Below are 14,273 nucleotides of genomic sequence, written 5' to 3'. Positions count from 1 at the left end.
GAAGGCGGTACCTCCTAGCCAGAAGACCGACACACGGCCCGGCACATTCCGTCACGGGCAAAGCGGACGACGTCCCCGGTTCCCCTGACCGCGGCACGCAGCTACGAGACCATGGCTGTCAGCGGGACCACGTCGGGAGGGGACGCGTGCACGCGCAGGAGACCACGTTCAGCAAAATCGTCCAGGGTGAGAAGCAGTTCCAGATTCCGCTGTATCAGCGCACTTACAGCTGGCAACGAGAAGAGCTGCGGCAACTGTGGGACGACGTACTGGAATTGGTCGAAGACCATCTGGACGGCAGGCAGCCGGCCGCGCATTTCGTGGGATCGGTGGTCCTTGCGCCGGGCCGGATCACTGCGGGTGGCATACAGCGCTGGCTCGTGGTCGACGGCCAGCAGCGGCTCACCACGCTCATGCTCGCCTTCACCGCCCTGCGCGACCGGCACCGGGAGCGCGGCGCCGACAAGAAGGCCGCGCGCATCCATGACCTCCTGCTGGTCAACAGCTACCGGGACGGGGAGGACCGCTACCGGCTGCTGCCGACCCAGGCGGACCGCGACGCATTCACCGCCTGCGTCGAGTCCTCACCGAAAGCGGGCGGCCCCGGCAATGTGGGTGCCGCCTACCGGTTCTTCTTCGGAGCCCTGACCGAGGGCGAGGAGAACGGAGGCGAGGCGTGGACGGACGCGGTGGAGACGGTGTTGGGCGGCCTGCTGTCGATCGTCGAGATCACCGCGGCCGAGGGCGACAACGTCTACCGGATCTTCGAATCGATCAACAACACCGGTGTGGGCCTCAGCCAGAGCGATCTGCTGCGCAACTACCTCTTCATGTGCCTACCGAACCGGGGCGAATCGGTCTACCGGCATCTCTGGCTGCCCATGCAGGAACTCCTCGGCCCGGAGAACCTGGAGCTGTTGGTCTGGCTCGACCTCGTCGTCGCCGGGAACAGCAGGGCCAAGCAGAGCGAGATCTACCGAGACCAGAAGAAGCGCCTGGAGCCGCTCAGCGGTGACGAGGACGCGCTCCAGGCCGAGATCGGTCAGCTGGCACAGCGGGCGGAGCGGCTCATGCGCATCCTCGAACCGGCGCGTGAGACCGATGAGGAACTGCGGGCGGTCCTGGAGCGGCTGTCCCGCTGGGGCGGCCAGACGCACTACCCGCTCGCACTCGGTCTTCTCGACCTGGTCGACACCGGCCGGACCACGGCGCGCGAGGCGGCCGATGCCCTGGCGTACGCGGAGAGTTATATGGTCCGGCGCCTGATCACCGGACTGTCGACCACCGGCAGCAACCGGGTCTTCATGGAGCTCCCCAAGGAACTGGAAAAGGGCGGTTCACCGGCTGAAGCCGTACGCCGGTTCCTGTCCAGGAACAAGACGGGAGCCCGTGTCTGGCCCGGCGACGAAGCTGTCCGCGAAGCGATCCGCACCCGGCCCTTCTACAAGGCGGGCCGGAGCACTCAGCGTTTCCAGGTACTGCGCCGGCTGGAAGAGAGCTACTGCCCCACCGAGCCCGTCGACTACGACAAGGCGCACCTCACGGTGGAGCACGTCCTGCCGCAGCGCCCGGCACAGCAGTGGTTCGACCTGCTCGCCGAGGAGGCCGAGGACGGCCAGAGCGCGGACGAGCTCCACGGCCTGCTGGTGCACACCCTGGGCAACCTCACCCTCTCCGCGGACAACGCCCGGCTGTCCAACCACCCCTTCCGCCGCAAGCAGCAGATCCTCGACTCCAGCGCCCTGCGCATGAACCAGCAGATCGCGGCACAGCAGCGCTGGGGCCGGGCGGAAATCCTCACTCGGGCCGCCGAGCTCGCCGAGAAGGCCGTGCAGTTGTGGCCCGGCCCCATCGAGGGCATGGTCCACGCGGATGACGAATGGCCGGGCTGGCGTGAACTGCGTACCGCCCTGCTCGCCATGCCGGCCGGGACATGGACGTCGTACGGCGATCTGGCCGCGCTCATCGGCACCGCCGCCATCTCGGTCGCCGGCCATGTCGCGTCCAAGCCCGGTCTGCACTGCTCCTACCGCGTCATGACCTCGGACGGCCGCATCGCGGAGGGCTTTCGCTGGGCCGACGACCAGCACACGGGCGACCCGCAGGTGTTGCTGGAGGCGGAAGGGGTGCCCTTCGACGACAAGCGCCGGGCCGATCGCGCCCACCGCCTGACCACCGCCGACCTGGCGGCTCTGGTGGGAAAGGACGGCTCCGAGGAGGCGCCACCGGCAGCCCGCGCGGACGACGAGCCGCAGGCAGCGACCCGCTTCGAGACGCTGCTGCGCGACAATCAGACCCCGGAGACGGTCGAAGGGGTCCTGACCGCCCTCCGGTTCTGGGAACGTCAGGGCGGCCACCGCGCATACGGCAGGGCCAGCGAGACCAGCTGCTCCCCTCTGATCACCGTGGGCAACGCACCCGGGGCACCGGCCCTGTGGCCGATCGCGATCTACCCCGTGACCGGAACCGTCGAGGTGGTCTTCCAGCATCTGAAGCGCCGCCCGCCGTTCGACGACGAGCCCCTGCGCCGCGAGCTGATGACGCGGCTGAACGACATCGACGGCATCGACCTGGCCGAAGCGAAACTCGACCTGCGCCCGTCCTTCCCGGTCGAGGTCTTCGCCGAGAAGGGGGACGACATCTCCGCGGTACTGGAATGGTTCCTCCACACCGTGGTGCTCGCGACCGCGCACCGAACGCCCGACGGCGACGTTCCCGCCGCCCGCACGTGAAGAGGACCGCAACGGGGGCCGCGGAGCGAGGCGATGCCGGCCCTTCGGCGCTTGGAGAAGTGCGCACACAGTTCGCGGAGAAGCGCGGACAGAAGGATGAATGGAGAAGTGCGCACTGAGTAAAGAGAAGCCGAACGCGAAAAGACCCTCTCCCAGTTTTCACTGGACAGAGGGTCCTTCGGGCACTTCCTGCGAAGTGCCCCCGGCAGGATTCGAACCTGCGCACACGGCTCCGGAGGCCGTTGCTCTATCCCCTGAGCTACGGGGGCGTTGCCGCCTGTGTTCTCGTGGCGACGGGTAGAACACTACCAGCTCTGATGGGGTGTTCATGAACAGGTTTCGCGGGAGGCGGGTGAGGGGCTGGAAGGGGTGGCCGGGGGTCCTAGCGCATCTGAGGGCCGTGGTGCGTGACGCTCGGGGAAAGGTCCCTCGCACGGGGGCGGAAGTGGGGAAAACCGGGACGCAGTCACAGGCGGGGTCCTAGTCTCATGGTGTGCCTGGCTTGTCCGGTCGGATCCTTGTTGTCGACGACAACAAGGTGATCCGCCAGTTGATCAGGGTCAATCTCGAGCTGGAGGGCTTCGAGGTCGTGACCGCGGCTGATGGTGCCGAATGTCTGGATGTCGTGCACCACGTGAGACCTGATGTCGTGACCCTTGATGTCGTGATGCCGCGGCTCAACGGTCTGCACACCGCGGCGCGGTTGCGCTCCGATCCGCGGACGTGGGACATCCCGATCGCCATCGTCAGCGCGTGCACCCAGGGCGAGGTGGACAACGGCGAGACGGTGGGCGTGGACGCCTTCCTCGCGAAGCCGTTCGAGCCGGCCGAGCTGGTACGGACCGTGGGGATGCTGGTGCGTGAGGGCCGGCAGCGGCAGCGGGAGCGTGGGCCCGCGGGTGGGGCCGAGGAAGAGGACGGGGAGAGCGACGGGGGCGGGGGAGGGGCGGGGCGCGGTGCCTCGTCCGGTGAGGTCGCGGCGTCCGGTGGGGTCGGCATGGTGGATGCGGGCGGGGAATAGCCGGAGAGGTGACCGGGCGCCCTGGATCGCTGTGCGGATGTCCACAGGGCGAAACCGGGTCGCATAGGTACCCCTGGTCTCCCATACGCTTGTCCTGTGACCCCCGCTGAGCTCTCCCGCACCGTCCTGCGCTCCGTGCGTGGTGCGGTGGAGGAGCAGGAGCTCTCCGTGCCCGTACCTGCGCGGATCGTGGTGCAGCCGCCGCCGCGGCCGGGGTGTGGGGACTACGCCTCCAATGTCGCGCTGCAGCTCGCCCGGCAGGCGGGCCGGCCGGCCCGGGAGGTCGCCGAGATCCTGCGGAAGCGGCTGATCGGGAGCGCCGGGATCACCCGGGTCGAGATCGCCGGGCCGGGATTTCTGAACTTCACGCTGGGGGACGGGGCGCAGGCCGCGCTGGTGCGGGAGGTGCTGGCGCAGGGGGACCGTTACGGGGACCGGAGTGTACGGAGTGCCCGCGGCGTGGGCGCAGGCGATGTTGCCGGCCCGGGCTCCAGCCCCGACCGTGAGCCCGCCCCCGACCGTGAGCCCGGCCGCGGCCCCGACCCCGACCGCGGCCCTGCCCCCAGCGCCCGTGACGTCGTCGTCGCCGAGGCGCTGGCCCGCATCCAGGCAGCCGCCCGAGTGGCGGCCGTCGACGGTGGTCAGGCCGCCCCCGTGGCCACCCCGCCCGACCTGACTGCCCTCATCGCCCGTCTCGGAGTCGATGAAGCGCGCTGGGTGTTGTTGCGGCCTGCCGCGCAGGATCCGGTGCGGGTGCCCGAGCGGCCCGTGCAGCGGGAGAGCAATCCGCGGTTCCGGGTGCAGTATGCGGCCGCGCGGGCGCGGGCGCTGGGGCGTTATGCGCAGGAGCTGGGGTTCGGGAGCGAGCCGGGGGACGTGGGTGCTCCGGCGCGCGGTGAAGCCGTGGGCGAGGGCCCGTCGGACGGGTCCGTATCCGCTGCTCAGAACCTGCAGACTTTCCACACCCTCCTCGCCACCTACCCCTCCGCCATCGAGACCGCCGCGCGGCTCCGGGCGCCGGACCGGGTGGTGCGGCATCTGGAAGCGACGGCGGACGCGTTCTTCCGGTGGCATGACGTCTGTCCGCCGCTGCCCGTCGGGGAGCAGAAACCCTTGGCCGTGCATCGCGCCCGGCTGGCCCTTGCCGAGGCCGGCGGGACGGTGCTCGCCAACGGCCTGCGTCTGCTCGGCATCTCCGCTCCCGAACACCTCTGAACGATTTTGAGGGGATCTCCACTGTCATGAGCCGTTCCGCGCACCCCGCAGGGCCCCGGCACGCCGATGTGTTGCCCGAGGGCCATTACGCCGGGCCGCCCGCCGATCTGAACACCCTCGACCCGCGGGTCTGGTCCCGTACGGTCGGGCGCAATGCCGACGGTGTGGTCACCGTCGGCGGGCTGGACGTCACCGCGCTCGCCGAGGAATTCGGTACACCGGCGTATTTCCTGGACGAGGACGACTTCCGGGCGCGCTGCCGGGCCTGGAAGGACGCTTTCGGGCCGGAAGCCGATGTGTTCTACGCCGGAAAGGCTTTTTTGTCCCTGGCCATTGTGCGGTGGCTGAACGAAGAGGGACTGAATCTCGACGTCTGTTCCGGGGGCGAACTGGCCACCGCGCTGGCGGCGGGAATGCCGGCCGAGCGGATCGCCCTGCACGGGAACAACAAGAGCACCGAGGAAATCACCCGGGCCGTGGAAGCGGGCGTCGGGCGGATCGTGCTCGACTCGTTCCAGGAGATGGTGCGGGTCGCGCATATCGCGGAGCGGCTGGGCAAGCGGCAGCGGGTGCAGATCCGCGTCACGGTCGGTGTCGAGGCGCATACGCATGAGTTCATCGCGACCGCGCACGAGGACCAGAAGTTCGGCATCGCGCTGGCGGGCGGACAGGCCGCGGAGGCCGTGCGCCGGGCGCTCAAGCTGGACGGCCTGGAGCTCATCGGAATTCACAGCCATATCGGGTCGCAGATCTTCGACATGGCGGGATTCGAGGTATCGGCCCGCCGGGTGGTGCAGCTGCTGACCGAGGTACGGGACGAGCACGGCATCGAGCTGCCCGAGATCGACCTGGGCGGCGGCCTCGGCATCGCGTACACCTCGGACGACGATCCGCGCGAGCCGCATGAGATCGCGACGGCGCTCGGGGAGATCGTGCGCCGGGAGTGCGAGTCGGCGGGGCTGCGGATGCCGCGGCTGTCGGTCGAGCCCGGGCGCGCGATCGTGGGCCCGACGGCTTTCACGCTGTACGAGGTCGGCACGGTCAAGGAGCTGGAAGGGCTGCGGACCTATGTGTCCGTGGACGGCGGGATGTCGGACAACATCCGTACGGCGCTCTACGACGCGGAGTACAGCGTGGCGCTGGTGTCGCGCACCTCCGATGCCGAGCCGATGCTCTCGCGCGTGGTCGGCAAGCACTGTGAGAGTGGCGACATCGTCGTGCGCGATGCCTTCCTGCCGGCGGACGTGGCGCCCGGGGATCTGCTCGCGGTGCCGGCGACCGGTGCGTACTGCCGTTCCATGGCGAGCAACTACAACCACTCGCTGCGGCCCCCGGTCGTAGCGGTCAAGGACGGTGCCGCCAGGGTGATCGTCCGGCGGGAGACGGAGGAAGATCTCCTGCGGTTGGATGTCGGGTAGGGCCGGATCGCCGGATCCCCGTCCCGGATGAAATAAATGTCTCGGCATCTGGACGATGGGCGGAAACTGCCGTCCGGTGCGTGAGACTTGTGCATGAGCAAGTTGGAATTCGCTGATCGATGAGAAGCAGAGGTCGAATGATGCGTACGCGTCCGCTGAAAGTGGCGCTCCTGGGCTGTGGTGTTGTCGGCTCAGAGGTGACGCGCATCATGACGACGCACGCCGATGACCTCGCCGCCCGCATCGGTGCGCCGGTGGAGCTCGCCGGGATCGCCGTCCGCCGCCCCGACAAGGTGCGCGAGGGCGTCCCGGCCGAGCTGGTCACCACCGATGCGACCGCGCTCGTCAAACGCGGCGACATTGATGTCGTGATCGAGGTCATCGGCGGGATCGAGCCGGCCCGCACGCTGATCACCACCGCTTTCGAGCACGGTGCGAGCGTGGTCTCCGCCAACAAGGCGCTGGTCGCGGCGGACGGTGCGGCGCTGCACGCGGCCGCCGAGGCCAATGGCGCGGACCTGTATTACGAGGCCGCCGTCGCCGGTGCGATCCCGCTGGTCCGGCCGCTGCGCGAGTCGCTCGCCGGGGACAAGGTCAACCGGGTGCTCGGCATCGTCAACGGCACCACCAACTTCATCCTCGACAAGATGGACTCCACCGGGGCCGGCTACAGCGAGGCGCTCGACGAGGCGACCGCGCTCGGTTACGCCGAGGCCGACCCGACCGCCGATGTCGAGGGCTTCGACGCCGCCGCCAAGGCCGCGATCCTGGCCGGTATCGCCTTCCACACCCGCGTGACCATCGACGATGTGCACCGCGAGGGCCTCACGGAGGTCACCGCGGCCGATATCGCCTCCGCCAAGCGGATGGGCTGCACGGTCAAGCTGCTGGCCATCTGCGAGCGGGCCGCGGACGGCGCGTCGGTGACCGCGCGGGTGCACCCCGCGATGATTCCGCTGACGCATCCGCTCGCCTCGGTCCGTGAGGCGTACAACGCGGTCTTCGTCGAGGCCGAGGCGGCCGGCCAGCTGATGTTCTACGGGCCGGGTGCGGGCGGTGCGCCGACCGCCTCCGCGGTCCTCGGCGACCTCGTCGCGGTCTGCCGCAACAAGCTCGCCGGGGCCACCGGACCGGGCGAGTCCGCCTACACCCGGCTGCCCGTCAGCCCCATGGGCGCGGTCATCACGCGGTACCACATCAGCCTTGATGTGGCCGACAAGCCCGGCGTGCTCGCGCAGGTCGCGACCATCTTCGCCGAACACGGCGTATCGATCGATACGGTCCGTCAGTCGGGCAAGGACGGCGAGGCATCCCTCGTCATCGTCACCCACCGAGCGGCGGACGCGGCCCTGTCGTCGACCGTCGGGGCACTGCGCGAGCTGGACACCGTGCGCGGTGTCGCCAGCATCATGCGGGTCGAAGGGGAGTAAAGGAACCCATGTCTGCCAATTCCACCGCGAGCCGTCAGTGGCGCGGAATCATCGAGGAATACCGTGACCGGCTGCCGGTCAGCGACACGACCGAGGTCGTCACCCTCCGCGAGGGCGGCACCCCGCTCGTACCGGCGCAGCTGCTCTCCGAGCGCACCGGCTGCGAGGTGCACCTCAAGGTCGAGGGTGCCAACCCCACCGGTTCCTTCAAGGACCGCGGCATGACGATGGCCATCACGCGCGCCAAGGAGGAGGGCGCCAAGGCGGTCATCTGCGCCTCCACCGGCAACACCTCCGCCTCGGCCGCGGCCTACGCGGTCCGTGCCGGCATGGTCTGCGCCGTCCTCGTCCCGCAGGGCAAGATCGCGCTCGGCAAGATGGGCCAGGCACTGGTCCACGGCGCGAAGATCCTGCAGGTCGACGGAAATTTCGACGACTGTCTGACGCTGGCCCGGAGCCTGTCCGACAACTACCCCGTCGCACTTGTGAACTCCGTCAACCCGGTGCGGATCGAGGGCCAGAAGACCGCGGCCTTCGAAATCGTGGACATGCTCGGCGACGCCCCCGACATCCATGTGCTGCCCGTCGGCAACGCCGGCAACATCACGGCGTACTGGAGGGGCTACAAGGAGTACGCGGCGGACGGCATCGCCACGCACACCCCGCGGATGTGGGGCTTCCAGGCCTCCGGCAGCGCGCCCATCGTGCGCGGTGAGGTCGTCAAGGACCCGACCACCATCGCCACCGCGATCCGCATCGGCAACCCGGCCTCGTGGTCGTACGCCCAGCAGGCGCGGGACGAGTCCGGCGGCTTCATCGACGACGTGACCGACCGTCAAATCCTGGCCGCCTACCGCCTGTTGGCGGCGCGGGAGGGCGTCTTCGTGGAGCCCGCCTCGGCCGCTTCGGTCGCCGGTCTGCTCAAGGCCGCCGAGGAGGGCAAGGTCGACCCGGGCCAGCGCATCGTCTGCACGGTCACCGGCAACGGCCTCAAGGACCCGGACTGGGCGGTGGCCGGAGCGCCGCAGCCGGTCACGGTCCCGATCGACGCGGACGCCGCGGCCGAGCGCCTGGGCCTCGCCTAGGACCCGGCGGCCGTACCGGCGGAGACGCGGGTACGGCACACGGTGACGGGGCGGCCCACGTCCCGTCACCCCACGCACAGCAAACTGTGCAAAGGCTGCAAAGATCACGGAAGACAGCGTCGAGGCACGGGAAGGCGCGCGACACGCATCGTGCGCCTCCTGTGCGCCCTATGTCGCGACAGAACCTTCCTTCGATAGGCTGGCAGCCAACTCCCCTCCCCACGGCATAACGCAGTGGTGTTCAGGGCAGGTCAGAACAGACCCCAGGAAGCCGGCCGGGCACTTCGGTGCCGCGGCGCTCCGGGGCAGTACCGCAGCATCAATCAAGGAGAGTCATCGAGCGATGGCCGGTCCCGCGTTCCGCGCCGCCGCCGTCCGGGTGCGCACCCCCGCTACCAGCGCCAATCTCGGTCCCGGCTTCGATGCCCTGGGTCTTTCCCTGGGCCTGTACGACGATGTCGTGGTGCGCGTCGCCGACTCCGGGCTGCACATCGACATCGCAGGTGAGGGTGCCGACACCCTGCCGCGCGACGAGAGCCACCTGCTCGTACGGTCGATGCGCGCCGCCTTCGAGCTGCTCGGCGGGCAGCCGCGCGGCCTGGAAATCGTCTGCGCCAACCGCATCCCGCACGGCCGCGGCCTGGGGTCTTCCTCGGCCGCCATCAGCGTGGGCATCGTGGCTGCCCGCGCCGTGACGATAGGCGGTGAGCAAAAGCTCGACGACACCGCGCTGCTGGAGCTGGCCACCGAGATCGAGGGCCACCCCGACAATGTCGCCGCCTGTCTGCTGGGCGGTTTCACGCTCGCCTGGATGGACACCGGAACCGCGCGTGCGATCCGGATGGATCCCGCCGATTCCATCGTTCCGGTGGTCTTCGTGCCCGGAAAGCCGGTGCTGACCGAGACCGCCCGAGGACTGCTGCCGCGCACCGTCCCGCATGTGGACGCCGCGGCCAACGCCGGCCGCGCCGCACTGCTCGTCGAGGCCCTGACCAGGCGCCCCGAGCTGCTGCTCGCCGCGACCGAGGACCGACTCCACCAGGAGTACCGCGCCCCCGCGATGCCGGAGAGCGTGGCCCTGGTGAACCGACTGCGTGCGGACGGCGTCCCCGCAGTTGTGTCCGGTGCGGGCCCCACGGTGCTCGCACTGGTCGAGGACGCGGCGGCCGAGAAGGTCGCGGCACTGGCGGGAGAGGGGTGGGCGGCCAACCGGCTGACCCTCGACGCGGCAGGCACCTGCGTACTGCCGCTCGCCGGGTGATCACGCGGGTGATCGACGATTGCCGGTCTTGGAGAGGGGGAATGTTTGTTGGACCCGGTAGTGTTAACCTCAAGTCAGTACTCGACGCCTGAGTGGCGCGGTGCTTCGTGTCCCCCATAGGGACCACTTTCTTCCGGGAGCCTCCCAAACTGCTTGGAGCAATGGCCTGAGCAGGAGTGAGCACGCTCCGGAATCGGCGTGACGACATGGGCCACTCTGCATCTCTTCACGCCGGCGCCATGAACTGATCTCTCCGCCACTTCCGGCGGGACCACCGCCCCGGCACCGGTCCACAAGACCAAGGACCCAGCCGGACAGCACAACCGGTCGCCGAGCCAGACAGGCCGACGCCCGCTCCAGGGAAGGACCCTTCGTGAGCGACACCACCGATCTGATGGGCGCGCGCACCGATGGCAGTGCCACCGCGCCCGCCACGGACGCTCCCGCCGCGCCTACGCGGCGCCGCCGTTCCGGCACCGGCCTTGACGGCATGGTCCTGGCAGAGCTGCAGCAGGTCGCCTCCGGCCTCGGTATCAAGGGCACCGCGCGGATGCGCAAGAGCCAGCTGATCGAGGTCATCAAGGAGAAGCAGGCCGGAGGCTCAGGCTCCGCCGCCAAGGCCGACGCGCCCGCCGACACCGAGACCAAGCCCAAGCGCCGGACGACCTCCAAGGCCCGCACCGGCGACGACAGCGCGGAGCCGGCCGCCGGCAAGGCCGCCAAGTCCGACAAGGGCGCCAAGGCCGCTGACCAGGCCGCGGCCCAGCAGCAGATCGACATCCCCGGTCAGCCGGTCAGCGACGAGCAGCCGGCCGGTGAGCGCCGCCGGCGTCGCGCCACCGCCGCCGCGGGCAGCCCCGAGGCCGCCTCGGGCGACCTCAAGACCGACACCAAGGTCGAGGCGAAGACCGAGGTCAAGGCGGACGCCAAGACCGACACCGCGACCTCCCCGCAGGAGACCGGCGAGGGCCGGCCCGGCAAGGGAGGCGAGCGCCAGGAGCGCGGCGACCGCCAGGACCGCGGCCAGAAGGGTGACCGTGGCGACCGCGGTGAGCGCGGCCAGCGCCAGCGTGACCGTGACCGCGGGGACCGCCGCAAGGGCGGCGACGCCGGCGACGGCGGCCAGGGCGGTCAGGGCGGCCAGCGCCAGCGGGACCGCCGTACCGATGACGACGACGACTTCGAGGGCGGCCGCCGGGGCCGTCGCGGCCGCTACCGCGACCGCCGGGGCCGTCGCGGCGGCCGTGAGGACTTCGGCAACGAGCCGCAGGTGTCCGAGGACGACGTCCTGATCCCGGTCGCGGGCATCCTCGACATCCTCGACAACTACGCGTTCATCCGGACCTCGGGCTACCTGCCCGGCCCGAACGACGTCTACGTCTCGCTCGCCCAGGTCCGGAAGAACGGTCTGCGCAAGGGTGACCACGTCACCGGCGCGGTCCGCCAGCCCAAGGACGGCGAGCGGCGCGAGAAGTTCAACGCGCTGGTCCGGCTCGACACGGTCAACAGCGTGGCGCCCGAACAGGGCCGCGGACGGCCGGAGTTCGGGAAGCTGACGCCCCTCTACCCGCAGGAGCGACTGCGTCTGGAGGGGGAGTCGGGCGGCCTGACGACCCGGATCATCGACCTGGTCACGCCGATCGGCAAGGGCCAGCGAGGGCTGATCGTGGCTCCGCCGAAGACCGGCAAGACCATGATCATGCAGGCGATCGCCAACTCGATCACCCGCAACAACCCCGAGTGCCACCTGATGGTCGTCCTCGTCGACGAGCGTCCGGAAGAGGTCACCGACATGCAGCGGTCGGTGAAGGGCGAGGTCATCTCCTCGACCTTCGACCGCCCGGCCGAGGACCACACCACCGTCGCCGAGCTGGCCATCGAGCGCGCCAAGCGCCTCGTCGAGCTGGGTCACGACGTGGTCGTCCTGCTGGACTCGATCACTCGTCTGGGACGTGCGTACAACCTCGCCGCCCCGGCCTCGGGCCGCATCCTGTCCGGTGGTGTCGACTCGACCGCGCTCTACCCGCCGAAGCGCTTCTTCGGTGCGGCGCGCAACATCGAGGACGGCGGTTCGCTGACCATCCTGGCCACCGCGCTGGTCGAGACCGGCTCGCGGATGGACGAGGTGATCTTCGAGGAGTTCAAGGGCACCGGAAACCTGGAGCTCAAGCTCGACCGCAAGCTCTCGGACAAGCGCATCTTCCCGGCGGTGGACGTGGACGCGTCCAGCACCCGTAAGGAAGAGATCCTCATGGGCAGCGACGAGCTCGCCATCGTGTGGAAGCTGCGCCGGGTGCTGCACGCCCTGGACCAGCAGCAGGCCATCGAGCTGCTGCTGGACAAGATGAAGCAGACGAAGTCCAACGCGGAGTTCCTGCTGCAGATCCAGAAGACGACGCCGACCGCGGGCAACGGCAACGACTGACGCCCGCCGGGCGCGCCGCGCCGTCCACCGAGCCCCCCTCGCCCTCACGGGTGAGGGGGGCTTCGTGCTGGGCGCCCCGTACGGCACGGGCGCGAGGGTGATCTGTGACCTGGGCCGCGCCCCATGGGCCGCACCGCTGCCGCGCTTGAGACCTTCCGCACAGATCCGTGCAACCCACACGGTTCCAGCCATGCCGGAAAAGGTGCCGAAAGTGCAGGTGGGGGAGGCGAAGGTCCCGGGCCCGCCCGCCGGGCCGCCGCGGATTTCTAAGAAAGCGCTCATGACCCGCTGTGCAACCCTTCCCGTCGACCTCCCGTCTGACATGGAGCAAAAGGCCGTGGCAGCACACAGCACGGCGGCGGCGAGGGGCAGCCGAGCGAACCGAGGACTGAGGAGCAGATGGCGGACAGCAGCGGGACCGCGAAGACGGCCGAAAGCCGTGCCCGCGGCATACGTGCCACGGGCCGCCGGCGCAAGGGCCCGACCAGGCGCCGCCGAGCAGTGACCATCACCCTGTGCACGCTGACCAGCGCCGTACTGCTGGGTGGGGCCGGACTCGGCTACGTCTACTTCAAGCTCAACGGCAATCTGAAGGGCGTCGACATCAACGCCGCCCTCGGACACGACCGCCCGAAGAACATCGACGACGGCTCGATGAACATCCTCGTGATGGGGTCCGACTCCCGCGCCGGCAAGAACGGTGAGTACGGCAAGGACGAGGGCGGCGCGCGTTCCGACACGGCGATGATCGTGCACGTCTACAAGGGCCACAAGAAGGCCAGCGTGGTCAGCGTCCCCCGGGACACCATGATCAAGCGCCCCGACTGCACCAAGGACGGCAAGGACGTCCCCGGCGCGCAGCGGGCGATGTTCAACACGGCGTTCGAGGTCGGCGGGCCGGCCTGCGCGGTCAAGACCGTCGAGTCGATCAGCGACGTCCGTATGGACCACTTCGTCGAGGTCGACTTCACCGGCTTCAAGAAGCTCATCGACGCGCTGGGCGGGGTCGACATCACCACCAGCAAGGCGATCGACGACGACCACAGCCATCTGCATCTGCAGCCCGGCAAGCACACCCTCAACGGCGAGCAGTCGCTCGGCCTCGTCCGGACCCGGCACGGCGTGCCCGGCGGCGACGGCAGCGACCTGGGCCGCATCCAGCTGCAGCAGGCGTTCATCAAGGCCCTGATGAACCAGGTCAAGAACGTCGGGGTGCTCACCAACCCCACCAAGCTCTACGACATCGCCGATACGGCCACCAAGGCCATCACCACCGACACCGAGCTCAACTCGGTCAGTGAACTGACCGGCCTGGCCAAGAGCCTGGGCAACATCGGGTCGGAGAACATCGACATGGTGACGCTGCCGGTGACGTACGACCCGGCCAACCCGGACCGTGTGGTGCCACTGACGAAGAAGAGCGATCAGGTCTGGGACGCGCTGCGGGTGGACAAGGAAATCCCCAAGTCCGCGATCAAGGGCTCGGCCGGTGACCAGGGCGGCACGGACAAGTACGTGAAGTAGCCGGAAGGCGGGGTTCCGGGGCCCGGCCGCCCCGGAACGGGCCGGGGGAATACTTGCGGACCTACCCCGGTTTTGGGAGATACGGCTAGTCCTGGCAGACTGGACCGTCGGCCCCGGTTCACGTGACGCAACCCGCGACACGACCCGGTGCACTCCCGAACC

Annotated in this window: 9 protein-coding genes and 1 tRNA gene; 9 read left to right on the top strand and 1 reads right to left on the bottom strand. The window is 69.6% G+C overall.

The window, feature by feature from the left end:
* Positions 1-146 precede the first annotated feature (146 nt).
* Positions 147-2,732 (top strand): GmrSD restriction endonuclease domain-containing protein, encoded by a 2,586-nt coding sequence (locus tag STRNI_RS14360; RefSeq protein WP_277411358.1) that lies wholly within the window; start codon positions 147-149, stop codon positions 2,730-2,732.
* 197 nt (positions 2,733-2,929) lie between these two features.
* On the opposite strand, the gene STRNI_RS14355 is transcribed toward STRNI_RS14360, so the two are convergent.
* Positions 2,930-3,001: transfer RNA gene (locus tag STRNI_RS14355), tRNA-Arg, on the bottom strand.
* Between the two features lie 224 nt (positions 3,002-3,225).
* On the opposite strand from STRNI_RS14355, the gene STRNI_RS14350 reads away from it, so the two are divergent.
* The 8 genes from STRNI_RS14350 to STRNI_RS14315 all read left to right on the top strand — a co-directional run bounded on the left by STRNI_RS14350 (position 3,226) and on the right by STRNI_RS14315 (position 14,111).
* The gene (locus STRNI_RS14350; protein ID WP_026169244.1) at positions 3,226-3,753 is read left to right on the top strand and encodes a response regulator; all 528 of its coding nucleotides are present in this window, start codon (positions 3,226-3,228) and stop codon (positions 3,751-3,753) included.
* A gap of 96 nt (positions 3,754-3,849) precedes the next feature.
* Complete coding sequence (nrtL, locus tag STRNI_RS14345; protein ID WP_277411357.1) at positions 3,850-4,968, top strand: ArgS-related anticodon-binding protein NrtL; 1,119 nt, start codon at positions 3,850-3,852, stop codon at positions 4,966-4,968.
* A 26-nt stretch (positions 4,969-4,994) separates the two neighbouring features.
* Positions 4,995-6,386 (top strand): diaminopimelate decarboxylase, encoded by a 1,392-nt coding sequence (lysA, locus tag STRNI_RS14340; protein ID WP_093642698.1) that lies wholly within the window; start codon positions 4,995-4,997, stop codon positions 6,384-6,386.
* A 137-nt stretch (positions 6,387-6,523) separates the two neighbouring features.
* Positions 6,524-7,816, top strand: coding sequence for a homoserine dehydrogenase (locus STRNI_RS14335; RefSeq protein ID WP_018087403.1), 1,293 nt, complete (start codon positions 6,524-6,526; stop codon positions 7,814-7,816).
* Positions 7,817-7,824: 8 nt separating this feature from the next.
* Complete coding sequence (gene thrC, locus STRNI_RS14330) at positions 7,825-8,901, top strand: threonine synthase (protein WP_018087402.1); 1,077 nt, start codon at positions 7,825-7,827, stop codon at positions 8,899-8,901.
* 343 nt (positions 8,902-9,244) lie between these two features.
* On the top strand, positions 9,245-10,162 hold the full coding sequence (gene thrB, locus STRNI_RS14325; protein ID WP_277411356.1) for a homoserine kinase: 918 nt from the start codon (positions 9,245-9,247) through the stop codon (positions 10,160-10,162).
* A 373-nt stretch (positions 10,163-10,535) separates the two neighbouring features.
* Complete coding sequence (rho, locus tag STRNI_RS14320) at positions 10,536-12,587, top strand: transcription termination factor Rho (protein ID WP_018087400.1); 2,052 nt, start codon at positions 10,536-10,538, stop codon at positions 12,585-12,587.
* Positions 12,588-12,986: 399 nt separating this feature from the next.
* A complete protein-coding gene (locus STRNI_RS14315; protein WP_109892599.1) occupies positions 12,987-14,111 on the top strand; it encodes an LCP family protein in 1,125 nt (374 codons plus the stop codon).
* Positions 14,112-14,273: the final 162 nt, after the last annotated feature.

Origin of the sequence: Streptomyces nigrescens (assembly GCF_027626975.1) — a bacterium.
GTDB classification, from domain to species: domain Bacteria; phylum Actinomycetota; class Actinomycetes; order Streptomycetales; family Streptomycetaceae; genus Streptomyces; species Streptomyces nigrescens.
Note: the sequence above shows the minus strand (reverse complement) of the source record. Positions and strands in the feature narration are given on the sequence as shown.